Annotated in this window: 23 protein-coding genes and 1 riboswitch; of the genes, 5 read left to right on the top strand and 18 right to left on the bottom strand. The window is 42.1% G+C overall.

Annotation, left to right across the window (positions count from 1 at the left end; translation table 11 throughout):
• Window positions 1-8 precede the first annotated feature (8 nt).
• The 5 genes from HII16_RS03005 to gndA all read right to left on the bottom strand — a co-directional run bounded on the left by HII16_RS03005 (window position 9) and on the right by gndA (window position 5,648).
• Complete coding sequence (locus tag HII16_RS03005; RefSeq protein ID WP_169127364.1) at window positions 9-1,136, bottom strand: carboxypeptidase family protein; 1,128 nt, start codon at window positions 1,134-1,136, stop codon at window positions 9-11.
• A gap of 126 nt (window positions 1,137-1,262) precedes the next feature.
• A complete protein-coding gene (locus HII16_RS03000; protein ID WP_169127362.1) occupies window positions 1,263-1,673 on the bottom strand; it encodes a TlpA disulfide reductase family protein in 411 nt (136 codons plus the stop codon).
• A 277-nt stretch (window positions 1,674-1,950) separates the two neighbouring features.
• Window positions 1,951-3,396 carry a glyceraldehyde-3-phosphate dehydrogenase gene (locus tag HII16_RS02995; RefSeq protein ID WP_169127360.1) on the bottom strand — a complete coding sequence of 482 codons (1,446 nt, stop codon included), beginning with the start codon at window positions 3,394-3,396 and terminating at the stop codon, window positions 1,951-1,953.
• Window positions 3,397-3,716: 320 nt separating this feature from the next.
• The gene (gene msrB, locus HII16_RS02990) at window positions 3,717-4,103 is read right to left on the bottom strand and encodes a peptide-methionine (R)-S-oxide reductase MsrB (protein WP_169127358.1); all 387 of its coding nucleotides are present in this window, start codon (window positions 4,101-4,103) and stop codon (window positions 3,717-3,719) included.
• Between the two features lie 18 nt (window positions 4,104-4,121).
• Window positions 4,122-5,648 (bottom strand): NADP-dependent phosphogluconate dehydrogenase, encoded by a 1,527-nt coding sequence (gene gndA / locus HII16_RS02985; protein WP_169127356.1) that lies wholly within the window; start codon window positions 5,646-5,648, stop codon window positions 4,122-4,124.
• Between the two features lie 303 nt (window positions 5,649-5,951).
• Between gndA and gap the strand changes: the two genes are divergently transcribed.
• Complete coding sequence (gene gap, locus HII16_RS02980; RefSeq protein WP_169127354.1) at window positions 5,952-6,962, top strand: type I glyceraldehyde-3-phosphate dehydrogenase; 1,011 nt, start codon at window positions 5,952-5,954, stop codon at window positions 6,960-6,962.
• A 207-nt stretch (window positions 6,963-7,169) separates the two neighbouring features.
• On the opposite strand, the gene HII16_RS02975 is transcribed toward gap, so the two are convergent.
• Both HII16_RS02975 and HII16_RS02970 read right to left on the bottom strand, forming a co-directional pair.
• The gene (locus tag HII16_RS02975) at window positions 7,170-7,697 is read right to left on the bottom strand and encodes a redoxin domain-containing protein (RefSeq protein ID WP_169127352.1); all 528 of its coding nucleotides are present in this window, start codon (window positions 7,695-7,697) and stop codon (window positions 7,170-7,172) included.
• Between the two features lie 169 nt (window positions 7,698-7,866).
• A complete protein-coding gene (locus HII16_RS02970) occupies window positions 7,867-9,453 on the bottom strand; it encodes a sulfatase-like hydrolase/transferase (RefSeq protein ID WP_169127350.1) in 1,587 nt (528 codons plus the stop codon).
• Window positions 9,454-9,714: 261 nt separating this feature from the next.
• Here HII16_RS02970 and HII16_RS02965 point away from each other — a divergent pair, with 261 nt between their 5' ends.
• Window positions 9,715-10,647 carry a LysR family transcriptional regulator gene (locus tag HII16_RS02965; RefSeq protein ID WP_169127348.1) on the top strand — a complete coding sequence of 311 codons (933 nt, stop codon included), beginning with the start codon at window positions 9,715-9,717 and terminating at the stop codon, window positions 10,645-10,647.
• Window positions 10,648-10,719: 72 nt separating this feature from the next.
• Here HII16_RS02965 and HII16_RS02960 read toward each other — a convergent pair whose 3' ends face one another.
• The 5 genes from HII16_RS02960 to zwf are packed head-to-tail and all read right to left on the bottom strand — an operon-like array spanning window position 10,720 to window position 16,336.
• Entirely contained in the window at window positions 10,720-11,376 is a 657-nt protein-coding gene (locus HII16_RS02960) for a bifunctional 4-hydroxy-2-oxoglutarate aldolase/2-dehydro-3-deoxy-phosphogluconate aldolase (protein WP_169127346.1), read from the bottom strand.
• Window positions 11,373-12,350 (bottom strand): glucokinase, encoded by a 978-nt coding sequence (locus HII16_RS02955; protein ID WP_169127344.1) that lies wholly within the window; start codon window positions 12,348-12,350, stop codon window positions 11,373-11,375. The genes HII16_RS02960 and HII16_RS02955 overlap by 4 nt, the downstream gene beginning before the upstream one ends.
• Before the next feature lies 1 nt (window position 12,351).
• Window positions 12,352-14,175, bottom strand: a complete 1,824-nt coding sequence (gene edd, locus HII16_RS02950; RefSeq protein WP_169127342.1) for a phosphogluconate dehydratase — start codon at window positions 14,173-14,175, stop codon at window positions 12,352-12,354.
• A gap of 2 nt (window positions 14,176-14,177) precedes the next feature.
• The gene (gene pgl, locus HII16_RS02945; RefSeq protein ID WP_169127340.1) at window positions 14,178-14,870 is read right to left on the bottom strand and encodes a 6-phosphogluconolactonase; all 693 of its coding nucleotides are present in this window, start codon (window positions 14,868-14,870) and stop codon (window positions 14,178-14,180) included.
• Window positions 14,870-16,336 (bottom strand): glucose-6-phosphate dehydrogenase, encoded by a 1,467-nt coding sequence (gene zwf / locus HII16_RS02940; RefSeq protein WP_135440341.1) that lies wholly within the window; start codon window positions 16,334-16,336, stop codon window positions 14,870-14,872. Before zwf ends, pgl begins: the two co-directional genes overlap by 1 nt.
• 373 nt (window positions 16,337-16,709) lie before the next feature.
• Between zwf and HII16_RS02935 the strand changes: the two genes are divergently transcribed.
• The 3 genes from HII16_RS02935 (at window position 16,710) to HII16_RS02925 (ending at window position 20,144) form a co-directional block, all read left to right on the top strand.
• Window positions 16,710-17,561 (top strand): MurR/RpiR family transcriptional regulator, encoded by an 852-nt coding sequence (locus HII16_RS02935; RefSeq protein WP_135440342.1) that lies wholly within the window; start codon window positions 16,710-16,712, stop codon window positions 17,559-17,561.
• Between the two features lie 17 nt (window positions 17,562-17,578).
• On the top strand, window positions 17,579-19,018 hold the full coding sequence (gene pyk, locus HII16_RS02930) for a pyruvate kinase (protein ID WP_169127338.1): 1,440 nt from the start codon (window positions 17,579-17,581) through the stop codon (window positions 19,016-19,018).
• Window positions 19,019-19,118: 100 nt separating this feature from the next.
• Window positions 19,119-20,144: an ATP-dependent 6-phosphofructokinase gene (locus tag HII16_RS02925; RefSeq protein ID WP_169127336.1), complete on the top strand. Its 1,026-nt coding sequence runs from the start codon at window positions 19,119-19,121 to the stop codon at window positions 20,142-20,144.
• A 51-nt stretch (window positions 20,145-20,195) separates the two neighbouring features.
• Here HII16_RS02925 and HII16_RS02920 read toward each other — a convergent pair whose 3' ends face one another.
• From HII16_RS02920 to HII16_RS02895, 6 genes are all read right to left on the bottom strand, one after another.
• Entirely contained in the window at window positions 20,196-21,020 is an 825-nt protein-coding gene (locus HII16_RS02920; RefSeq protein ID WP_135440345.1) for a LytTR family DNA-binding domain-containing protein, read from the bottom strand.
• A 6-nt stretch (window positions 21,021-21,026) separates the two neighbouring features.
• Window positions 21,027-22,094, bottom strand: a complete 1,068-nt coding sequence (locus HII16_RS02915) for a histidine kinase (RefSeq protein ID WP_169127334.1) — start codon at window positions 22,092-22,094, stop codon at window positions 21,027-21,029.
• 91 nt (window positions 22,095-22,185) lie between these two features.
• Window positions 22,186-23,091, bottom strand: coding sequence for a phosphotransferase (locus HII16_RS02910; protein ID WP_169127332.1), 906 nt, complete (start codon window positions 23,089-23,091; stop codon window positions 22,186-22,188).
• 5 nt (window positions 23,092-23,096) lie between these two features.
• On the bottom strand, window positions 23,097-23,723 hold the full coding sequence (gene pnuC, locus HII16_RS02905; protein WP_169127330.1) for a nicotinamide riboside transporter PnuC: 627 nt from the start codon (window positions 23,721-23,723) through the stop codon (window positions 23,097-23,099).
• 8 nt (window positions 23,724-23,731) lie between these two features.
• Entirely contained in the window at window positions 23,732-24,010 is a 279-nt protein-coding gene (locus tag HII16_RS02900) for a hypothetical protein (protein ID WP_135440349.1), read from the bottom strand.
• Window positions 24,011-24,059: 49 nt separating this feature from the next.
• Window positions 24,060-26,165, bottom strand: a complete 2,106-nt coding sequence (locus HII16_RS02895) for a TonB-dependent receptor (RefSeq protein ID WP_169127328.1) — start codon at window positions 26,163-26,165, stop codon at window positions 24,060-24,062.
• Window positions 26,166-26,255: 90 nt separating this feature from the next.
• A riboswitch (TPP riboswitch) is annotated at window positions 26,256-26,364 on the bottom strand.
• Window positions 26,365-26,457: the final 93 nt, after the last annotated feature.

Raw genomic sequence — 26,457 nt, 5'->3', positions numbered from 1 at the left:
AATTGCTTTTATCTTAAATCATCTAGAATGTGATAGATAGCCGTTAAAAAATCTCTACCCAGTAGCGCTGAACGACTGTCGTTCCAACCAACGATGGCATCCGGTAGCAAATCATTATCTTTAAATGGCATTTCCACCGTGTAAGCCAAACATTTAAATGTTTCCCCAACCCAATTAGAACCAACGGTCAAGTTGGCTTTACCTGGTTCATCCTTCGGATAGCCGCGGGTATCTTGGAACTCGGGAGTGATATTTAACAATATCTCTTTAAATTTGTCTTCTAGTGCCTTGTGACGCTGATCGTACGATGGTACACCTTCACAACCTGCGACGAAGTTAACTGGTAGAGCTTCATCACCATGAATATCAAGATGCATATCAACACCCACTTCATGCATTTTTTCGGTGACTAAAAATACTTCAGGACTTTTTTCTAATGATGGCGATTGCCATTCACGGTTTAGGTTAACACCAGCGGCATTGGTGCGCAGATGACCACGTACACTGCCATCAGGGTTCATGTTAGGCACTAGGTAGAATACCGCTTTGCTTAATAACGCACGTGCAACTCCATCGTCTTCATCAAGTAAGCGATCAATAAGCCCTTCCATAAACCACTCAGCCATGGTTTCGCCAGGATGTTGACGCGCAGTTATCCAAACATTCATCTTTGAACTGTCTGGTTCACCGACACGCAATAAACTCATATCACGGCCATCAAGGGTTTGACCTAGCACTTGTAACTGACAGTCTTCGTCAAGCTGCGCTTGATGAATTAAGTCCTGATGACGTTCAAAGCTGTACGGTACAAAGTAAGCAAAGTACATTGAGTCTTGCTCTGGTGTTACCGTAATGGTCAGGTTTTGACCGTCAAAGTGTGTAGGAACGCGAAACCAATTATGACGATCATACGATGCCATTGCTTGATAATCCTGCCAACCTTCAACATAAGCCGACTTACCAGCGTTACTGATGGTCATAACATGTTCGCATCGTTCATTGTTATGCAGTTTAAAATGAAACCATTGATAAAATTCAGATTGGTTGTCGTGTTTTATTTCAAGCTCAATATCTGCAGCCTGTTCCGCTTTAATAACGCGGATATTACCGCTATCAAAATTTGATGTGATTTGCATAGTATTTTCTAGTCTTCATTAAAATGAATGTCGCCTAAGTTTACACAACTCGACATCGTTAAAGAAGAAAATTAACGAAAAATAATACGCTAAATGAAAAGATCCTGAAAAGATATTGAAAACCGACTACAAGCTGCGCAGATAGAGCCCCAACTCAGTCGAGTAGCCCATTGATTTGTGCTGTATTTGCTGTTGCTCATCAAGCACATAGTAACTTGGATAAGCAGACACCTTGTAAGCCTGTTTGACTTGCTGATTACCGAGTAATATGGGAAATTCTAGGCCCATACGCTCGACAAACTGTTGTACTTCTTGTTTGTCTTTAAAGTCCAAAGCAACAGCAACAATATTGACGTCAGGATTACGCTGATAAAGGCTTTGTAGGTTATCCATACTAAAGCGACAAACAGAACACCATGGCGCAAAAAAGTAAATAATGGATGGATTGCTCGTATCGGCGACCAACAAATCCCTTGGCTGATAACTTAAATCAAGCAACTGAAAATTAGGTGTCTCTGAGCTATCGGCAGATAACATGCTGCTTTCTCTTACACAGGAAACCATGTTAAAGATGAGGACGACTATGACGATCTGTAAAATAAAACTTTTCAACGCTAGTTACACTTAAAAAACGAGTTGCTCTGTAATTTAGACCAAGTCTACCGAGAAAAGCTTTCAACTTCACCAGAAAATAGCCAACAACTTAGTTGCTGCAATAATGGTCCGATGTTGTCGCCCTAAACCGAACCCCCGGCCATGCATATAAAAAAAGCCGGCATACGCCAGCTTTTTTACATAACCATATTATATAGGGTTATTTTCTAGGTAAATTTAACACATTTACACCAGACATCTTGTTCATTACTTTTATGACCTGACAACTGTAACCGAACTCGTTGTCGTACCATACGTAAAGAACAGCACGGTCGCCGTCAACGATAGTGGCTTGCGAGTCAACAACACCAGCAAAGCGAGAACCAACTAAGTCAGACGATACGATTTCAGTTGATGCGGTAAAGTCAATTTGCTCACGTAACGGTGAATCTAGTGATACACCACGAAGGTAGTCATTTAACTGTTCGCGTGTCGTCTCTTTCTCTAGGTTCAAGTTCATGATTGCCATTGATACATTTGGCGTAGGTACGCGAATCGCGTTACCAGTCAACTTACCGTGCAATTCAGGCAAGGCCTTTGAAACAGCTTTCGCAGCACCGGTAGAGGTAATAACCATATTAAGTGGTGCACTACGACCACGGCGTTCTTTACTATGGTAATTATCAATTAGATTTTGGTCATTGGTGTATGAATGTACGGTTTCAACGTGACCATTCTTAATTCCAAACTCATCGTTTAGCGCTTTTAGCGTTGGTGTTATCGCATTTGTGGTACACGATGCAGCAGAGATAATCGTGTCATCATCAGCGATCATGTTGTGGTTAACACCGTAAACAACGTTCTTAATGTCACCTTTAGCTGGCGCAGTAAGAAGCACTTTGCTCACACCTTTTGATTCAAGATGTTGGCCAAGACCTGCTTCATCAGTCCAAATACCGGTATTATCGACAACTAAGGCATTTTCAATACCAAATTCAGTGTAATCAATCTCAGCTGGAGATTTTGCATAGATAACTTTTATGTATGCACCGTTAGCACGGATAACACCTTGCTCTTCATCGACAGAGATGCTGCCATTGAACGCACCGTGAATTGAGTCACGACGCAATAGCGAGGCACGCTTTTCAAGGTCACCTTTTTTACCTGGACGAATAACAATCGCACGAAGACGTAAGTTCGCCATAGGACCGGTGCGATCAATTAATAGACGCGCTAGGATACGACCGATACGACCAAAACCGTATAGCACCACATCTCTAGGTTGAGAAATGCCTTGCTCTTTTAATGGTGCAAGCTCTTTTTCTAAATACTGCTCAACAGTTAAACCGTTAGCACCACCTAGAAACAGGTAACGATACGCTAATTTACCAATATCGATATTCGCTGAGTGCAAATCCATTTTGCTTAACGCTTCAAGGAACGGCAAGCTTTCACGTAGACGCAATTTGCTTTCTTCGTGAATGCCCACAGATTTGTGTGCCTTGATGATGTCAATCGCTGACGCATTTACCAAAGGACGACCATAAACGGATACTTCAACGCCGAAATTGCGGTACAACTGACCGATGATCGGTTGCATTCTTTCAGCGAAATCCTGACGTTCTTGCCAGCTTTTTTGATAAATTTCCTCGTGTTGAGAAGTCATTACGTTACCTTTTAATGTTGTAATAAAGTTGGATTCAGCACCCCGTGAGTTATTTATTAGAACGCAGTGCTTTAAAAATCGCGGCTATTGTAATTGAACTTGAAACTTTTCTCTACCACTTACAAAACGAAAATTAAAATTATTTAAAGAGAAAATGAAAAGATCAATTTACAGCAATTTTTTATAATAAAAATGAGTTAGTTAACAAACACAATAACAAACAGCAGCACTAAAGCGCTAGTACAGCGGTTGCTTTTAAAGGTTGTTGGAATGGGGGTTGTGGTTAATTGTTAAGGAATGTAGTTATAGCACGCTGTTTTTTAATCGTTACTTGACGGTGTAAAACTAAGACTTAGTGAGTTGACGCAATAACGACGGAAAGTAGGTTCAGGACCATCATCAAATACATGGCCTAAATGTGAATCGCATTGCTGACATTTTATTTCAACACGAACCATATTGTGGGAATGATCGTCTTTGTACAGTATGGCGTTTTCGATAGCCTGATAAAAACTTGGCCAGCCACAATGTGATTGAAATTTATGTTGAGAAGAAAACAGTGCCGATTGGCAGCAAGCACAATGATAGTTGCCAGCTAACCAATGATCATAATACTTACCGGAATAAGGGGCTTCAGTCGCCCCGAGTCGACAAACCTGATAGGCATCGTCTGACAAGGTCTCTTTGTACTTATCATTGGATGCCATGTTTTTCTCCTAACCCCGTTAGATTTTGCGAATTGGACGCCCTGCTTCGGTCCATTCTACGTGGAATTTATGATTTTCAGGCTTATCAAGTCGACGAAACGTATGCGCACCGAAGTAATCGCGTTGGCCTTGCAATAGGTTCGCTGGGAGCACGGCACTGCGCATTGAATCGTAATAACTTAATGAAGCAGAAATTGCACCAATTGGTATGCCTATCATAGTGGCACGAGCCACAGCTAAACGCCAATTTTGTTGATAGTTACTCAATTGCTCAGCAAAAAAGTCATCAAGCAGTACATTTTCTAGTTTGTGATTACGTTCAAAAGCATCGGTGATCGATTGTAAAAATCTTGCTCGGATAATACAGCCTGAGCGCCAAATTTTGGCAATAGAGGCAAAATTAAGATCCCAGTTTTGTTCAACACTTGCTAACTTCATTAACTGGAAGCCTTGTGCATAGGCACAAATCTTGGCGCAATATAATGCATCATGCAGTTGCACAATAATATCTTGTTTCTCGTCTTCACTGATTGTCACGCTTGCTGGCGGTGACAATTTTTGTGAGGTTTCGCCACGCAAATCTTTAAAAGATGAAATAGATCGAGCATAAACTGCTTGTGAGATTGTTGGTGCTGGACAACCGACTTCTAATGAGCTAACTGCTGTCCACAAGCCTGTGCCTTTTTGACCGGCTTTATCTAAAATCAAATCAACTAAGTGTTTGCCTGTTTCGGCATCTTTATGACGCAGGACTTCAACGGAAATTTCCATCAGGTAACTATCCAGTACACCTTCATTCCATTGTGCAAAAATATCGGCAATTTGTTCACAATCTAACCCTAAACCTTCACGCAGTACGTGATAGGCTTCACAGATCATTTGCATATCGGCGTATTCTATACCGTTATGTACCATTTTCACGTAGTGACCTGCACCGGCAGGACCAATGTAATCGGCGCACGGTTCGCCGTGTTCAATAATCTCACCTGGCTTAGTTCGCTCAAGCGGTTTACCTGTTTCGGCGTCTACTTTAGCGGCAATTGCGCTCCAAATAGGCTTAACACGTGTCCACGCATAGGCTGAACCGCTTGGCATGAGTGCCGGGCCGAAACGCGCCCCCACTTCACCACCTGAAACGGCAGAAGAGAAGAATATAAAGTTTTCTTTATATTTTGTTTCTCGTTCAACGGTGTCTGTCCACAAACTATTACCCGTATCGATAACAATGTCATCAGGGTGAATGCCAGCTCCGATTAAGTTTTGACACACTTGATCAACCACCGCACCTGCTGGTACTGATAAGACAATCAAATGAGGGGATTTTAGTTGAGACAACAATTCGGTATACGAAGAGCAGCCGACCACACGAGGAACACCAGTTTTGTTCTCTGCAACGTCTTGAGCCATAGCTGCACCGACTTTTTCAGAGTCCAAATCAAAAGCAGCAATCTTGTAACCATTGTCAGCAAGATTTAGTACCAGGTTTTTACCCATGACACCTAATCCAACAAAACCGATGTCACACTTGTGAGTGTTATCAGACATATAGATAGTTTCCATATATGAAGCGAATTTAAGCTGTAATCGTCGTTAAATTATCCAAACGACAAGTCCGTAAACGTTATCTCTCATAACGTCGTAGTTCGACTATACTAGAAGCTTAGCAAACCTTCGCAATTGACGTGTAAAATTGGCGCGTATTGTGCCACAAAGCGTAGCACTTTGTAATAATTACAAAGAACTTTTTATAAAATCTAATAAAACTACATTTATTTGCATTTAAGGGTTGAAAAATTCCTAATATGTTGTAATTTTACTACATTATATATATTTCAAAAGGTTATCCAGATGAAAAAGATCGCAATTAATGGTTTTGGTCGCATTGGCCGTTTAGTATTTCGAGCTGCATTTGAGCGCAATGATTTTGAGGTCGTAGCAGTCAACGACCTTATCGACATAGATTATATGGCGTACATGTTAAAGTATGATTCTACCCATGGTCGTTTTAACGGTACGGTCGACATCAACGGAGACAACCTAATTGTTAATGGTAAAACCGTTCGAATCACCTCTGAGCGCAACCCTGCTGACCTTAAGTGGGATGAAGTAGGTGCAGAAATCGTGGTTGAGTCTACCGGTTTGTTCCTAACTGAAGAGACAGCGCAAAAGCATATTGACGCAGGTGCTCGCAAAGTAATTATGTCAGCACCATCTAAAGATGCGACGCCGATGTTTGTTGCTGGAGTAAACTTTGATGACTACAAAGGTGAAGCGATTGTATCTAATGCATCTTGTACCACCAACTGTCTCGCTCCACTAGCCAAGGTATTAAACGATAACTTTGGTATCGAAACGGGTCTTATGACAACGGTACATGCGACAACAGCAACACAAAAAACCGTCGATGGTCCAAGTTCGAAAGACTGGCGCGGTGGTCGTGGTGCAGGTCAAAACATCATTCCAAGCTCAACAGGTGCAGCAAAAGCTGTTGGTCGTGTTATCCCTGAATTAAACGGTAAACTAACCGGTATGGCGTTTCGCGTGCCAACGCCTAACGTGTCGGTCGTCGATTTAACCGTTAACTTAAAAACCCCGGCAAGTTATGAAAAGATTTGTTCAGTGATAAAAGAAGCTGCTGAAGGTGACATGAAAGGCGTGCTCGCCTATACCGAAGATGCTGTCGTTTCTAATGACTTTATAGGTGAATCATGCACCAGCGTATTTGACGCTAAAGCCGGTATCGCCATGAGTGATACCTTTGTTAAATTGGTGTCTTGGTACGATAACGAAATGGGTTATTCGCACAAAGTATTAGATTTAGCGGCACATATTGCCAGTTATGATGACGCTACAGGGTAAGCATATCACCTAAACCACAAATACCAAAAAGGGTGATTTATATCACCCTTTTTTTATGTCTCTTATACATTTTTATCATGTTCTTCTGTTGTCTTTTTTCACGTCTATCTGTTATCTCAACCTTGCTAACTTAGCTTGATACATTACCTTCGCTACTTAAGTGCCGGATTATTGGATTTTGCTTAGCCGTTCGTTGACGGCAACCGCTTACGCATCAAAAAAGCGCCTTACTTGTTCCACCGGCATATGATCACCTTCATCCTTGCCATGATACATGGTGATGATATCGCCTTTTTCATCAATAAGTACCGCTAATGGCATAGATAACATGCGTCGTGACAACTCAACAGGAAAATAGCCGTGGGCTATGCCAGATACCACGCTCTTAAAGCGCCGGAAAAAGGCAGTAAAAAATCCACGCCAAGACTTTTTAACACCAAACAAGTGATAATAAACGCGAAATTCGTCAGCAACGATAGGAAACACTTGCATGTGTTTACGTGATTGTTTGCGCAGATGATCGAGTTCTGACTCAAACACTGCGACCACCTGGACACGACTGCCCATCTCTTCTTTTAGTTTGGTAAGTTTTTCCAAATATAAGTGGCCAAGCGGGCAACTTGCAAATGGAAAAAAGCTTAATAAGTACTTTTTACCTTCTAATACGTCATTACTAAATTGGGTGCCATTGACGGTTGGCAGACTCACTTTTGGAACATGTTGACCTGTATGCATAATACCACCCCGTGAAATTTAAACGTGAACGGAGTCAGCTAAAGCTTAGCTTAAATACGCCAAATCACCCGTTTTTAAAGGCTTTTAGGATTCAGACAATATCTCACATACAAAAAAAAGGCCCCATCATAGGGGCCTAATACAAGTGCTCGCTTGTGTCGCTGTCGCGTTACTTATATGACGCGTTTTGCCAAATTTGCATCTTTTCAACCACAGTATTAAAGGTCCAATCACCTGGTACCTGTGTAGGTGGATACTCTTCGAACGTTTGTAAAAATTGGATCACTTCCGTTGCTGCTGGAGCCATCATGTACATGTGCTCAGCCCACCATTTGGTATACAATCCTGAATCATGTGGTGCACTTTCATATGGGTCTTGGCGCAAATTCACGATCAATGGTGCACGGCGCTCAATAAACGGACAGGTCCAAACATCAATACCATGGCATTTTTGTTCAAGGAATAAGAACTTCCAATCGTGAACTCGAATACCTGCAACTTGACCTCCATCGGTAACGTAAACAAAGTTTTTACGTGGCCAGTCAGGGTTATTGTCGGCAACAGTATTATTACCTTCTATTAATGCCGGTAGTAAATTATAACCATCTAAGTGATTGCGATAATTACGACCAATAAGATCTTTGCCTTGTTTTAACTCTTGTTTAATGTTCGAGTTTCCCGCCGCTGCTAATAGAGTTGGCGCCCAATCATTATGAGATGCCATTTCATTTACTATTTGCCCAGCAGGAATTTTTGCTGGCCAACGAACCATAGCAGGAACCCTAAACCCACCTTCCCATGTGGTATTTTTCTCGCCACGATAACGCACTGTACCACCATCTGGCCAAGTTAGTTTTTCCGCACCATTATCGGTTGAGTACATAACGATAGTATTGTCAGCAATGCCTAAGTCATCTAATTTATCCAGCAATTGACCTACATGACCATCATGCTCGACAAGGCCGTCACCGTATAGTCCACCGCGCTTTGATAACCCAACAGATTCAGGCTTTAAATGTGTCCAAACGTGCATGCGTGTTGCGTTAAACCAAACAAAAAATGGTTTCTTTTGTGCATGCGCTTTATCAATAAACTTCATCGTTGCCGCTAGAAACTCTTCATCGACTGTTTCCATGCGTTTTTTGGTTAACGGGCCAGTATCTTCAATCTTACCGTCTGCATAGGAATGAATGACACCTCGCGGCGAGAAACGCTTTTTCTGTGCCGCTGACATAAACTTGTCATAATCTACATTTTCCGGCTCTTCTTCGGCATTTAAGTGATACAAATTACCAAAAAACTCATCAAAACCATGATTCGTCGGCAAATGCTCATCTTGATCACCAAAATGATTTTTACCAAATTGACCAGTCATGTAGCCCATAGGTTTTAACATCGCAGCAATGGTTGCATCACGCTCGCGCATACCCTCTTTCGCCCCAGGCAAGCCAACTTTCGTTAAGCCTGTGCGCATAGGATGTTGGCCGGTTATAAAAGCTGCTCGGCCAGCCGTACAGGAATTTTCGCCATAATAATCAGTAAAAATAGCGCCTTCTTTGGCGATTCTATCGATATTTGGCGTCATGTGCCCTGCTTGCCCCATGCTATAGGCACTGAGATTGTCCATTCCGATATCATCACCCCAAATAGCGAGGATGTTAGGACGACTGGTGTCGGTGGTTGCCATAGCTACGCTCGACATGGCTAATAAGCCAAATCCTACCGCCAACTTGCTTACGTGTTTACTAAACGACATAAAAATACCCTTTTGTAAATTTACCTAGATAAATACAACAATGAATTTGTGGGCTATTTTAGGTAGACAAAAAGCCATTTTGAAATGAAATAAATACACATAAGCATGAACAATATTCATACTAACTTTTATTCATAGTCTGTTTATCGCTATTTAACGCCATAATTTCGGCTACGTGAGGAAAAAACCGCTATATTTAATTAACAAGGTTAATAGTGGTAAACAGGTTAGTCTCTCTGTATTAACAACATAGGAATCGCTATGGACAATATACGCCGTGTTGATTTAAATCTTTTAGGGATTCTTTCGGTCTTGTTAAAGGAACAAAACCTTACACGTGCTGCTGAAAATCTTGGTATGACACAGTCAGCCGTCTCCCATGCACTAAAACGTTTACGAGCGCTTTACAATGATCCCTTATTTAAGCGTAAGTCAGGAAAAATGAAACCGACGGCAAAAGCTCAAGCATTAGCCCCTAGAATTGAATACATTATCAATGAAATAAAAACCACCTTACCGACGCAATCGTCGCCAAACCCTGCTGACTTTAACACCCACTTTCGCATTAATATTCAAATTATTGGTCATACACTAATTACCAATAAACTTATTGAACGCGTGTCAAAACAGGCGCCTAATGTCACCATTACCATGACGACGTCGAACGCCAAAAATCCCGACATGATGCTTAAAAATAGAGAGTTGGATATCGTCATTCAGCCATTTAAAATGGAAGATGTCGGTTGTCACGCAAAAACAATTTATGCCGATAATATTGTCGTTGTGGCTAGAAAAGATCACCCAAGATTAAGTCAGCTCGACGCCATTACCCTAGAAGACTATTTAGCAGAAGCGCACGCGGTTATGCTACCGATGGAAGATAATATCTACCCCTTAGCAGCTCTGACCGATGACTTTAGTGGAACCCGAAAGGTGCGCTATCAAAGTGAGAATATGCAGGACGTACTGCGAATCGTTGCGGTCACCGATTATCTTTGCGTTGTTCCAGAGTTTATATTAGCAAGTGCAACCAATCGCCAAGACTATCTATTTTTTAGACCACCATTTGGACAACAGCGAACTTATGACATTTATATGTGTTGGTATTGGGGTACCGAACACTTTCATGATCATCGTTGGCTACGACAAATGATTGTTGATATCAGTTCAGAGCAGCAACATACATTGGACTAAGGCGAATTCTAGCCATAAAAAAACCGATGCTAATAGACCACCGGTTTTTAATTTCGAACTGGCGCTGCGCCGTTAAATAAATTGCTTTGATGCTTCAACTGCCGCTTTAGTGATTTGGGTGATACGATCCCAATCTTTATTCGCTACTGCATCGTCTGGCACCAACCAGGAGCCACCAATACAAGCAACATTTTTCAGGCTTAAGTAATTGCCCATATTGTCTTGATTAATGCCACCTGTTGGACAAAACGTAATATTAGGAAACGGTCCGGAAATAGATTTGATCGCCTTAGCTCCTCCAATCGCTTCTGCAGGGAAAAACTTAAAGTGATCAAAACCGCCATCGATACCCGTCATCAACTCTGAAATTGATGCGATACCAGGGATTAATGGCACGGTAGATGCTTTTGCCGCTTCTAACAATTCTTTCGTTAAACCTGGGCTTATCGCAAATTTCGCTCCGGCATCAACAACTTGTTGAAAGGTTTCAGGGTTGGTCACGGTGCCCGCACCAACCATCGCACTAGGTATTCTATTGGCGATTTCTGAGATAACCTGCAAAGCGTTATCGGTACGTAGAGTCACTTCCAAAACATTAATGCCCCCGGCAATCAATGCGTTGGCAATAGGCACTGCATCTTCAATGTTTTCAATAACCAACACTGGAACGATGGGTCCCATGGCAAAGATTTCTTGTGGCTGAGTTTGCCAATTAGTCGTTACAGTCATAGGGCCTCATTATTGTTTTGCTGAATTAAGTATGCGCTCGCACCTAAAATGCCAGGCTGAGATTCGGTGATCACGTAAGTTGGTATGCCTGCGTTAAATTCTCGAAAACGATTTTTTGCTTCAAAACGCTCTCTAAATTCACTGCTACGGAAAAATTCGATAAACCGTGGCACGATGCCACCAGCGATATAAATACCACCAAATGCCGCAGTGGTTAACGCCAAATTGCCAGCAAAACTACCTAACGTTTTACAAAACTGAGACAGTGCTTGCTGACAAATATCACAACTTGCGTCTAATGCTCGGGCTGAAATATCTTTTGCTTGATAAGCTTCTGGCGACACACCTTTATTATGACATAGCGCTTGATAAATTTGTTCGATACCCAAACCACTTAACAATTGTTCATACGATACCCGTGGGTATTTGTTTTGTAAAAAACGTAAGATTTCAATCTCAGTGTCATCAACAGCCGCAAAATCAGCATGACCACCTTCGCCGCCCACACTAACCCATTGGTCATTGCCCCAAATAACGTTAGCAACACCAAGGCCAGTACCAGGGCCGCAAATAGCGATTGGCTTTTTATCGACCGCTTCACCACCACCAATCTTTACCTTTTGATCGTCACTTAATTTTGGAACCGCCCACGCAATCGCCGTGTAGTCATTGATCAAATGCAAACGATTAAGGTTTAAATCTGCTTTTAATTGTGACTTGGAGAACTGCCAAGGCAAATTTGTCATTTTGATCAAGTCTTGATCAACTGGACAAGCGATGGCCAAACAGGCGTTTACTTTTGAACTATCAATGTCATGTGCATTAAAGTACAGCTCTAATACCGCTTGCAAACTTGGATGCTCACCACACTGATACAAGGTTAAGTCTTTGACATCACCAGATTCAGTTACGACACCAACTCGTAAGTTTGTTCCGCCAATATCGGCGACGACGTTAATGATTGCTGCCGTCATATTAATCACCTTCTGTAAACAAAGAACAGGCGCCAGTTTCTGCGCTGCTTAAGTTTTTACGCATAAAACCGAAGATTTCACGACCAACACCAGAGTGTTCATTGTGTGCGGTGAACTTAGCGTTATCACGCTTCGCCAACTCTTGTTCATCAACCAACAAAGTTAGCTCGCCAGTAACGCCATCAACCAAGATCATGTCACCGGTTTCAACTTTGGCAATCAAACCACCATCTAATGCTTCCGGCACTAAATGAATCGCCGCAGGTACTTTACCTGACGCGCCTGACATACGACCATCGGTAAGCAAGGCTACGTGAAATCCTTTATCTTGTAGTACACCAAGCGGTGGCGTTAGCTTATGCAATTCAGGCATACCGCGACCTTTAGGTCCTTGGAAACGTACCACGGCAACGAAGTCTTTATCTAAATCACCCGCTTTAAATGCTTTTTCAAGATCATGTTGATCTTCAAAAACAACCGCTGGGGCTTTAACTATCTCGGTACCTGGACGTAACGCCGATGTTTTTAATACTGCGCGACCCAAGTTACCTTGTACCAGTCGTAAACCACCATCGGTTTTAAATGGTTGCTCAGTGGTGGCAATAACTTCTGCATCTCCCGATGTCGTTGGGCCATCAATCCAAACAAGTTCACCGTTTTGCATTACCGGTACTTGCGTGTATTTCTCAAGACCAGGACCACATATAGTTTGCACGTCTTGGTGTACTAAATTGCCATCAATAAGCTCTCTAAACAGTAACGCCATACCACCGGCTTCTTGGAACTGGTTTATGTCAGCGAAACCGTTAGGGTAAATACGCGTTAGCAGAGGAACCGCATCAGATAAGTCAGCAAAGTCATCCCAATTAACCAGAATACCAGCGGCTTTAGCAAAGGCGATGATATGCATTGTTAAATTGGTTGAACCACCAGTTGCCAATAACGCAACGATAGCATTGACAATCGATTTCTCATCAATCATTTCACCAACTGGCATGTAGTTGCCCGATTGTTGCGTTAAACGAGTTACTTGACGAGCCGCTGCTTTAGTCAACTCTTCACGCAGGTTATCATTTGGTGGCACAAATGATGCACCTGGCAAATGTAAACCCATCACTTCAACAACCAACTGGTTAGAATTCGCCGTACCGTAGAAAGTACACGTGCCAGGGCTATGATAAGAGGCAGATTCTGCTTCAAGCAACTTGTCTTTACCTACTTCACCTTTGGCGAATTGTTGACGAACTCGAGCTTTTTCTTTATTTGGCAGACCCGATGGCATTGGACCTGCTGGAACAAATACCGTTGGTAGATGACCAAAAGTCATTGCCGCAATCATTAAGCCCGGGACGATTTTGTCACAGATACCGAGCATCAAGGTGCCGTCAAACATGTTATGCGAAAGACCAACTGCACTCGACATGGCAATAACGTCACGGCTCATCAAGCTCAAATCCATACCTGGTTGACCTTGGGTAACCCCGTCACACATAGCGGGTACACCACCAGCAAATTGCGCCACACCGCCCGTTTCGCTAACGGCTTTTTTAATGACTGCAGGATAAGTCTCGTATGGTTGGTGCGCAGACAACATATCGTTATATGCCGACACGATGGCGATATCACTGTGGTTTAAACCTGTCAGTGTGTTTTTATCTTGCTTAGAACATGCGGCAAAGCCGTGCGCTAAGTTACCGCAGGACAGAACCGAACGATGCACTTTGTCAGATTTTGCATTGTTTAGCTTTTCTAAGTATTGCGCCCGAGATTGTTTACTGCGCTCGATGATACGGTCGGTTACCGCTTGAATTTGTGGTTTTACCATAATTATTCCGCCCAAAGGATCTCAACTGTTTTTTGAGAATGCTGTAAAAATGCGCGTATCGGCATTTCTAATGCGTTCTGTGAAGATAGCGCTTGATCCAATACCGTCTGTTTGCTTTCACCAACAACGTGCAGATACAAGTGCTTGGCATTAATCAATGCCGGGAAATTAAAGGTTATTCTTTGATACGGCGCAGTGGTTGGTTCTGTTTTCATCAACGCTGGCGCTACATCGGTTGCTAAGCCTTGTTCAACTTGTGCAGAGCAAGGGAATATTGATGCTGTATGACCATCTTCTCCCATGCCAAGTACAACCACATCAAGGGGAAGCACATTAACAAGCTCTGCGTTCTTTTTATCCAAGACTGCTTCGCTAAAATCGCCCTGTTCAACCAAGGAAAATAACGTCGCCGCTTGCGCTTTATTTTGTAGTAAATTCTCGCGCAATAACTTGTCGTTTGAATCTTTATGCTCGGTGTCTACCCAACGATCATCAGCTAGCGTCACCGTTACTTTATCCCACGCGATGTCTTTATTAGATAGCGCCGCAAAGAAGCCCTTTGGCGTACTGCCACCTGAAAAGGCAATACTGGCTTTGCCGTTTTTAGCAATGCCGTCGGCTAATTGCTCGGCAACACGATCGGCAAAGCTCTGATCGAGTTCACTGCGCGAGTTATAAACATGTTTATTAATCATTATTCATCCCAGTTTCTGTCGTCACGGGCAATTAAAGCAATAGACGATACCGGTCCCCATGAACCTGCTGCATAGCCTTTTGGTGCATCGTTAGACGAATTCCATGCATCCATAATACTGTCTACCCACTGCCATGAAGCTTCTACTTCGTCACGACGAATGAATAAGCCTGAGTTACCATTAATGGCACTTAACACAAGTCTTTCATACGCATCAACAACACGACTTTCGTCATTAAAATCAGAAAAGCTTAAATCAAGTTTGGCTTCGCGAATTTCCATTTCATTGGTAATTCCCGGTACTTTATTCATTACCGTCAATTCGACACCTTCATCTGGTTGCAAACGAATGGTTAATTTATTCGGCGGTAATTGGCCAAAACTGCTACCAAAGATATTATGAGGTTGGTGTTTGAAGTAGATAACAACTTCTGAGTGTTTACACGGCATGCGTTTACCAGTACGTAGGTAAAACGGCACACCAGCCCATCGCCAGTTATCAATTTCTGCTTTTATCGCAACAAAAGATTCCGTCTTACTGTTTACGTTGGCACCCTCTTCTTCGAGATAGCCCGGTTTAGGTACGCCATTTAAATGCCCTTTGGTGTACTGACCACGTACCGTTTTTTCATGAACATTACTGCGATCAATCTTGCGCAACGCTTTAATGACTTTTAGTTTTTCATCACGAATACTTTCAGAAGATAAATCTGTCGGTGGCTCCATCGCTAACAAACTTAGGATTTGTAATAGATGATTTTGCACCATATCTCGCATCTGGCCGGTGTTATCATAAAAACCCCAACGGCCTTCGATACCCACACTTTCTGCGACAGTGATCTGCACGTGGTCGATACAGTTATGATCCCAGTTAGTACTGAATAATGAATTGGCAAAACGAAGTGATATAAGGTTAAGAACGGTTTCTTTACCTAGGTAATGGTCGATACGATAAATTTGTGGCTCTTCAAAATGACGACTAACCAAATCATTGATCACTTTAGATGAGTCAAGATCATGGCCAATTGGTTTTTCCATCACCACTCGAGCGTACTCATTGTTCAGACCTTGTGCTTCGAGTCCATCAGCAATAAGACCGTAAATACTTGGTGGTGTTGCTAAATAATACAGAACGTATTTATTGTCGCGGATTACGTTAGCAAGTTCTTTGTAGCCATTAGTATCTGCAAAATCGAGTTTTGCATAACTAAAGTGGGTAATAAATTTATCTACCACTTCAGCGTCAAGCTGGTCACCAATAAAGGTGTTCAAGTTTTCTTTTACAAAATCTTGGAAGCCTGCATCGTTCATATCTAAACGAGCAACACCGATGATGTTTACGTTATCAACCAATAGCCCTTCTTTATATAAATGATAAAGAGCAGCGAATAATTTGCGTTTTGACAGGTCACCTGCAGCACCGAACAATACGATTTGCTCTGCAGACATCACGTTAGATTGCGTCATAGAATAGAATCTCTAAATTCAATGAAATTAAATTACATTTCGTACTAATTTAAACATTTTTAAGCGCCAGGTAAAGAGCTATTTGTAATTTAATTACACTGCCCGTGCCCACGCTTTTGCTGTTTAAACGGTTATTTTGAAACCAACATTCAAAATAACTTACAAAAGTATGGCGTTTTCTTGGTATTTTGAAAGTGTTTATGAAATTTTTTTACAAAATACTGTTTTATTATGTAAAAATACTTTACAGTAATTTTAAAATTGACTATCGAATTATGACCTATAATAAAGCAGCGATAAAATTCCCTGCTGGGTCAGTGTCGATTTGGTACGAGTCTACCAGGCTCCAAATAAAGTACCCGTGAGGTCTAGAATGAACATTTTAGAAAAAATAACCAACGAGTTTGACTCATTTAGTAAATCTGAACGTAAAGTCGCAGAAGTAATTTTAGCAAATCCTGCCCAGGTTATACATGCAAGTATTGCGTCTTTGGCAAAACAAGCAAATATCAGCGAGCCAACGGTTAACCGTTTTTGTCGTCGCTTGGACACCAAAGGCTACCCAGACTTTAAATTACACCTAGCACAATCATTGGCTAATGGTACCCCGTATGTGAATCGGCATGTCGACGAAAACGATACTGCTGAGGATTATACTAACAAAATCTTTGAATCAACCCTAGCCAACCTTGAGATGGCGAGAAAGAACCTTGATCCACTGGTGATCAATCGTTCTGTTGACGTGCTTACCCAAGCGAATAAAATTTCTTTCTTCGGCTTAGGCGCATCAGCAATCGTCGCCCATGACGCACAAAATAAATTTTTCCGTTTCAACGTGCCGGTTGTCTACTTCGATGATGTATTAATGCAGCGCATGAGTTCCATTAATTCACGTCAAGGTGACGTGGTTGTAGTCATATCACATACCGGCCGAACTAAGCCTTTAGTTGAAGTAGCCGGTATGGCTCGTGAAAATGATGCTATTGTTATTGGTATAACCGATGAACACAGCCCGTTAGCGAAGGAATGTAACATCGTTTTATCCCCTACGGTTGCTGAAGATACGGATTTATATATGCCGATGTCATCACGCATCGCACAGCTTACGCTAATCGATATTCTAGCCACAGGTTTCACATTACGACGTGGTTCTAAATTTAGAGATAACTTGAAAAAAGTTAAAGACAGTCTTCGCAGCTCGCGTTTTGAGCGAAACGACAAATAGTAAAGTAGGTTTTAATCATGCCCAGAAGAACCAAAATTGTTGCTACCTTAGGGCCAGCAACAGACGATATTAATGTATTAACAAACGTTATCAAAGCAGGTGTAAATGTCGTACGCCTTAATTTCTCACATGGTACCCCAGAAGATCATATACAACGTGCAACAAATGTGCGCAAAGTTGCCAAAAAGCTTGGTGTATATGTCGCAATTTTAGGTGACTTACAAGGTCCTAAGATACGTGTATCAACCTTTAAGGATGGTCCTATTACCTTGGCAATTGGTGATAAGTTCACACTTGATGCAGAATTACCTAAAGGTGAAGGTGATCAACACGCTGTTGGTATCGATTACAAAGAATTACCAAATGACGTGCGCTCAGGCGATGTTCTTTTGCTTGATGATGGCCGCGTACAACTAAAAGTTGACTCCATCGATGGCAATAAAGTTCATACTATAGTGACTGTTGGTGGTCCTTTATCCAACAACAAGGGTATTAACCGTCAAGGTGGTGGCCTTTCAGCAGCGGCATTAACAGACAAAGATAAAGAAGACATTAAATTAGCTGCGAAACTAGAAACCGATTTCTTAGCGGTATCATTTCCGCGTGACGCAGCAGATATGCGTGAAGCACGCTTGCTTGCACAAGAAGCAAATTGTGATGCCCGTCTTGTATCGAAAATTGAACGTGCAGAAGCCGTTAACGACAACGATGTACTCGATGAAATTATCAAAGCATCGGATGTCGTCATGGTCGCTCGTGGTGACTTAGGTGTTGAAATTGGCGATCCAGAGTTAATTGGTAAGCAAAAACACATCATCGCTCGCTCACGTCAATTAAACCGTGTCGTTATAACGGCAACGCAAATGATGGAAACAATGATCACCCAGCCTATGCCGACTCGTGCAGAGGTTATGGATGTTGCCAACGCAGTACTCGATGGTACCGATGCGGTTATGTTAAGTGCTGAAACTGCGGCGGGTAAATACCCGGTAGAAACCGTAAAAGCGATGTCACAGGTGTGTATTGGCGCTGAAAAACAACGCTCGGTAAATATCTCTAAACACAGACTTGATCTTATGTTTAATGATATTTCGGAAACGATTCCTTTAACGGCGATGTATGCGGCAAATCATCTAAAAGGTGTAAAAGCCCTGATTGCCCTTACTGAATCAGGAATGACATCTAAGATTATGTCGCGTATAACCTCTGGTTTACCGATATTTTCATTGTCACGTCATCACAAGACGTTATCGAAATCAGCCATCTATCGTGGCGTATATCCGGTAGAATTTGATTCAACCCAATCCAACGAAGAATCGTTAATGAAAAATGTCATTAACGCGATACGAGCGGCCGATGTTATTGAGTTAAATGAAGGCGATCAAGTGATTATGACGCACGGTGATTTAATGGAAACAGTTGGTGCAACCAACACCATAAAAATCCTGACCGTATAGTCATAAAAAAAGATTAAAAAAGCCAGCATTGCTGGCTTTTTTCTTTACTAAATGAAGTGCTATCATAAAGCACAGGATGTGCGTTAGGAGGTCAATCATTATGAGTTCAAATAAACCTGTACTTGCGGTACTTACCAGTGGCGGAGATTCACCGGGAATGAATGCAGCGATTAGAAGCTGTACCTTAGCAGCGCTGCAATCTGGCTATAAAGTCATAGGGTTTACTCATGGATACTATGGCATCCTACAAAAAAAATATATCGAGCTTCACGAACACGTTGTGCGTGACATTATCCATTGTGGTGGCACCATCTTAAAAAGTGCACGTTGTCCTGAATTTAAGGAAGATGCAAGCCAACAGCAAGCAGCTAAGAACTTAGAAGAGCTAAACGTCCAAGCGCTGATAGTTATTGGTGGCGACGGTTCGTTCAATGGCTTGATACAATTAAGTCGTTATTATAAAGGCCAAGTAATTGGTCTTCCCGGTACTATAGACAATGACATCGATGGCACCGACTATACCATCGGCTTTGCCACCGCAGTAGAAACCGCCATCGAAGCAGTCGATAAAATTCGCGATACTGCCGACGCCTTTGAGCGCATTTTTATCGTCGAAGTAATGGGACGACACAGCGGCTTTTTAGCCCTCAATGTTGGTATTGCTAGTGGCGCCGAACAAATCATCACCTTTGAGAATTTCATAAACCCTGGCAAAGAATTAAAGAAAATTGCTGAACATATATCGCTGTGTAAAAAGCAACGCGGTATGAGCAGTTATTTGATTGTCGCTGCTGAAAACTTATGGCCAGGCGGCGTATATCGTTTGGCCGAAGACTTGGGAAATTACGCCAACATAAAATGTACGCCTTGTGTGCTTGGTTATATACAACGCGGTGGTAACCCACTCGCCAAAGATCGCATTCTTGCCACCAAGTTAGGTGTGGGCGCGGTACGTGCCATAGATAATGGTAAAACCATGTTAATGATTGCTGAATGCAATCGAGATATTAAGGAAGTGAGCTTAGCCATTGCTGTGGGCCACACTAAGACGGTAAACAAGGATTTATTGCAAGCACAAGAATCGGTGCTGGATATTGCCGCATTAGCGAAACAACAAGTACTGTAACAGCGTCAACAGCCCGCTCGAAACACACGTCTAATGTAACCAGTAGAGAAACTAGCTGCCAAGTACCGCTTGTTTTACTTTGTCTTTGTAACTGCGTGACACTTTCAGTTCTTTTTGATTGGTGAGGATCAGGTAATATTCGCCATTGACGTTATTGCCAAACTTGTCGATAAAGTTACGGTTAACAATACTGGAGCGGTGTATACGCAAGAAGTGTTTTGGATCGAGCAACTCTTCTAACTCTTTCATTGTCTTTCTTAAAATATGTGTGCCCTCATGGGTGTGCACACACATATAATCCCCTGCGGCATCGATACAGACGATTTCTTTAGTCGGCACTAATGTGGTCTCACCAACATCTTTGATCGCTAATACATCAGAGTAATTGCTGATTGACACCGGTGTGTTAGATGCCAAGTCTTGTAAAATTTGTTGGCAATCATTGCCAGTTACTTCACTGACGAGTTCGGCGAGTTTTTGCTTATGTTCACCGGCCTGCTTTTGTTGCAACGCCGATTTAACGGTATCAATCGCTTGCTGCAAACGCTCCATATCGACAGGCTTGAGCATGTAATCAATAGCCCGCACATCAAACGCTTTAATTGCGTACTGATCAAACGCGGTGACGAATACCACCATTGGCATGTCTATGTTTGCGGAGGTAAGGTTTTGCACAACATCAAAGCCATTTAAACCAGGCATTTGAATATCAAGAAACACTAGATCGGGACGTTGCAGTTTGATGGCATCAATCGCTTGCTGGCCATTGCTGCACTCACCAATGATATCGATATCATTGCAATCTTTTAATCGAACCATTAAGCCCTTTCTTGCTAACGGTTCATCATCTACCACGAGTGTTCGAAGTTGTGTCATTAACGGCTACTGTTCTTGTTGAAATGGTATGCGAATATTGATTTTAACGCCTGACGGCACATTATCACTGATCACCATTGAATAATTTTTATCATAAAGAGTCGCCAAACGCTCTCTGGTGTTTGCTAGGCCTACACCATTTTCTCTGGCTAACTCACCTTTAACTATCTTAGCGCCTGGACCATCATCTGACAATTCTAAAAGCAAATCATTGGCAAAACGCGATACTTTCAATGAAATGGTGCCACCATTCTCTTTAACCGCGATCGCATACTTAATGGCGTTTTCAACTAAAGGCTGGAACAACAAACTTGGTACCAAGGCGTTTTGACAGTTTTTCTGAATCTCAAACTCTATGCGCAGTCGGTCTTCAAACCGTACTTTTTCAATATCCAAATACAATTGCAACGCTTTAATTTCTTGTGCCAGCGTGACTTTTTTCATCGGATCCATATCTAATGAATATCGTAGAAAGTCGCTGAGTTTGGTTACCATTGCGTTAGCGTTCTTATTTTCATCAATAAGTACAAGCGTAGAAATGGCATTAAGGGTATTAAACAAAAAGTGTGGGTTTAACTGATAACGCAACATTTTCAATTGCGCCTGATTGGCCATATTATTGGCACTAAGTACTTTTTGTTTTTCTGTCTGCAACATTTGATAGTACTTGATTACAAAGTACAAGCCACTCCACGACAGCATGATATAAAAGGACCACAAACTGGACTGGGTGTAATACAACCAAAAATCTGGTCGCCAGCCGTGTTTGTATATTTCCCAATAACTGATGTTTTTAACGACCTGCCAAAGCAAACCGGAAACATACGAAGAGACGATAACCACAAGGGCGATTTTTAACGGTGTCATATTCCAAGCGCGTCGATAGACGTAACGCAATGGATACGAAAAAATCGCTCCTGCATAGGCACTCAATAACGTTACCCAAGTAAATAGGTCGCGTAAGTCGTGCAGCAACGAGCCAAGGTAATGGACAAACGCAAAGCCTACCCACCCACCAATGTGTAAAAACCAGAAAAAACGGTTTCTGTTTTCCAGAAATTCTTGCCAGTTCAAAATAAATTACAAACTATATAAACAACTTAGCGTTAATTATCAGTCATCAGCGATGTAAACGCACTGTTATTAATCGTAACCAATCTGTGATCTATCGCAAAAATCGTCGTTCTATCAAGGTTTTGCCGTGCTTTATTTGCGTCTCTGCCCAACTATGTTGTGCTTTATCAAAGTGGCCAACATCTGCAGATACAAACCATAACATATTGATTAACAATGCAATATCATAGTAACGCGTTACCTTGTCAGAGGACAATTTTGTGCTGAATGAAGATATATTGTGCTGATAGGAACTAATCGCGCAATTAATGTACTCTTGGCCAAGGTTATTGATGGCTAGCATCATCGCAATATCCCACTCAGGCTCCGCTAATACAGCACAATCAAAATCAACAAAATGTACCCCCGCGCCATGTAATACATTATTGAAATTTAGATCACCATGACAACTTACGTAGCGACTAGTATCAATGAATAGACTATCAAGTGCCTCAGATATAAGCGTATTAACATCTGCGAGTTGGATATTATTGGCCTTTAATTTCGGCCCTGCAGCCTTAGCTAAATCAGCGATGATGGATGTCGGGCAAAATACTTTAAGATCACAAGGTAGCTGATGTAGATTTGCCAGCGCCTTGCACATTAACTGGATTTTGTCGCGATAGGACATATTAAGTTGATTGAGGTTTGCCGCATTGATAAATGACGATGCAACAAAGCCATGAATATCACTGACGTGTATGACTTTCGCCGCTAAGCCAGCATTAGCCGCTGCATGCCATAGCGCTAGCCCTGGTATTGTTTGGTTGGCGCTAAACAGTTTTATTACAATACGTTGAAAAATCGGCTGGGTGTCTGATTGCGCAACAAGAGCCGCCCGCACGACAAAACATTGTTGCGTTAAACCAGCGCTGAGCGCGGCTATACTGTCAGGCTCAACCTGCCAAGGTAAGTCTTTAATGATGTCTTCTAACTGTTGCGAGATAGCATCAGACATTAACATTAACCAGCTTCAATAGGTGTCGGTAGCTGTTGCTGTTGATAGTCTTTATACCACTTATAAATTCCAATAAAGCACATAAAGATATTAAACAGTGCGAGTAACGCTGTCGGCTCTAAGCCTTTTTGTAAGTACAAGTAGGATGAGACGCTGTTTATAATGATCCAATACAACCAGTTTTCCAGTAATTTTATGGTCACTAGATAGGTCGTCATCACCGCAAAAACCGTAGTGAAGGTATCCAGATAAGCAAAGTCTGCTTGGGTGTAATTGTCCATGAACCAACCCAAAGCTAGGCTCAACAGACTCATCGACACGATAACCAGTAGATGTCTTTGCAATGGCCAAGTAATCACCGGCAAGCTATTTTCAGCGGTTAAAAAATGTGAGTTTTGCCAACGATACCAACCATATATCGCCATCGCCATATAATAGATATTTAATAACGACTCCATAAGCAGCGAGACATCATAAAAAATAATCGTAAAAATTAACGTACTGACGAAGGCCGCCGGCCAACACCAGGAATTATTGCGAGCCACAAGCACCACATAGGCGACGGATAATAATACCGCCGTCAATTCCCAAAATGGTGCATTTAAAAAATATTGCAGACTATTTTCTAACACACCGCCACCTACAATTCAGGTTCCGCTTCTGGTGCATCCAAACTGCGTTCACCTGCGATAAACTTACAAACAAATACGGCACTACCGAGTTGCTGGTGGGCGATTTTAATCTGTTGCATGACGGCATTAACCGCAAGATCGTACTCACCGAATACTTGGGTACTCATACCGTTAGTAACAACCTTAAGCCCTTCTACTTCTCGCAATGAAAAAATGAATTGCCAAATGTCTTTTTTAAATTGCGCTTCGGCGAGGGGGTACAGGCTGATATCTATAGAAGCTTGCATAACATACTCTTTATTAAAAAAGGTGCCAGTATACTGGCACCAAACGTGATTAGAATGAGTAATCAAATGTTACGCCATACTCTTTTGGCGCACCGTATTGATAATACCCTTTCGCGGTATATCCATCTCGAGGATCATTACCAAAATAGAAGCCACGAGTTTGATAGTCTTCATCGGTCAGATTACGACCCCAAAGCTTAACACTCCAGTTGCTGGCGAAATACGTCAAAGAGGCATTAACCAATTCCACCGCATCGGATTTATCATCATGTGAGTCGGAAAAGAAAAATTCATCTTTGCCATCAACATTGATATTCGCTAACCAATCATCACCAATGAAATAGTTTACACCAAGGTTAAATTGATAGTTTGGCGCGTGTGCTTGTTCACGACCAGAGAAGTCTTCACCGTTGCCATTGATAAAATCTTTATATTCTGTATCTAAATAACCAATTGCTGCGTACAGTTCGAGTGCCTGTGTGACTTGCCAACCGGCGTCTAACTCAACACCTTGGTTTACACCAGAGGCCGCATTATCTAAATAGATTAAAAACTCCGACGTACCATCTGGGCGCTTCAATTCTTCGTAGGTTTTAACTTGCATGTCATCACGATCCATATAAAACACCGCCGCCCTCAGGTAAGCACTGTTATCCAGAAAGTTGGTTTTAAGGCCTAACTCGTAATTCCATAGGTATTCTGGATCAAATCGTCGTTGTTGCTCTGATAAGGTGCCGTCGGTATTAATGCCACCAGCTTTAAAACCACGATTAACAGAGGCATAGTACAAGGTTTCACTGCTTGCTTGATAACCCAACACTAACTTACCACCAACCATGGTATCGTCATCGTCATAGCTAAGTTGTTCAGAGTCACTGTAATCCAGTTCCCACTGCTCAACACGTATGCCTGACGTCAAAGTGAGCTTATCACTAAGTTTACTATCAAGTTGTAAAAACGCCGCATAGGTTGTGGTTTCATAATTAGAATCAAAATCACTGGCTGCGTAGGTATACTGGCGCAGTAAATCGTGTTCATCAAAACGTGTGTAGAGACCGGTTACCCATTGCGTAGAATTTGCAAAAATGCCACCTTCAGTACCAGAGACAAAACGTAACTCAGCGGTTGAGGTTGTCTTATCTCGAAAGTAATGATCCGTTGACGAGTAATCGCCATAGATACATTCGTTTTGCTGACACAAGGTCGGATTAGACCAATCCTCATCATAGCCATAGCCCATGTCAGAATCAGCATGACTAAAAATAGTAATAACATCTGCGGTATTTGAGCCACTATAAGTCGCCTTTACGCTACCAGCATAGGTCTCTTGTGTATCAAAGCCAGGCTGATCAGATAGCGTTTCACGCGTATTGTCCAAACTAAACGTATCGTAACCATTGTCAAAATCAAAATAGAATAACGCGACATCAATGCTAAGATCCGTGCTTGCTTGATAGACAAATTTACTGCGAGCGGTTAACTCATCACGATTATTGGTATCGTCTACATCCAGAAATGTATTATCGACAAAGCCATCACTTTCATATTGTTCAACAGCAATTCGATAGCCAAGTTTATCGGTAGCAGGACCAGAAAATACAGCACCAAGTGACCAGCTATCGTAGTTTCCAGCCATGGCACGCACTTGCCCTTCAAACTCTTCCGTTGGTTGCTTGCTGACCATATTGATCACACCAGCTAAGGCGTTGGCACCAAATTTTGTGCCTTGTGGACCACGAAACACTTCGACTTGGGCAATATCAAACATAGAAGACACACTGCCGATACCGGTAAAGTCTACTTCGTCGATAATGATACCCACGGATGGATTAATCGGTTCTTGAAATTGACTACGCTCGCCAATACCGCGGATTTGATAATAGCGAGCACGATTGCTACCGCTGGAAAAGTTAACGTTTGGTGTGGCTAAAACAATTTCTTCAAGGTTTTGCGCATTACGAATAGCAATATCGCTTTCATCGATAACCGATAGGCTTGAAGCCATTGTTTGTACGTTTTGATCACGATAATCACCGGTAACGGTAATTGTAATTGTTTCAATGTCATCGTTTTCTGTGGATTGTGCAAGGCTATAGTTAGACGAAAGCAATGCGATGGCTACGGCATTAAAAACCATACTTGATTTAAAAGACATACAGATCTCTCTAATGTTATTGCTGTTGAGATCCGGCACAAGAAATGTTCAGGTAATTCCTGTCACGATGCCACTAAAAAGCAAAGCTAAGCAACATCGTTCGACCATTCCTACGCCGGTATTATCCGGTTCAGGTTCAAAGGGTTTGCGTTAGCATCTCAGTTATCGGTTTTCACCCATAACACCCCCTGGTTCGACGCGCATGATAACAACTTACTACACAATTTAACAATAGATATTGATAAACAAGCCAAAACTTAACGTCCAGCCATAAAAAACGAGGCCAAAGCCT

It is taken from the genome of Thalassotalea sp. Y01 (genome assembly GCF_012932945.1).
Lineage (GTDB): Bacteria > Pseudomonadota > Gammaproteobacteria > Enterobacterales > Alteromonadaceae > Thalassotalea_A.
The sequence above is the reverse complement of the archived record's forward strand: the minus strand, read 5'-3'. Positions and strand labels throughout refer to the sequence as shown.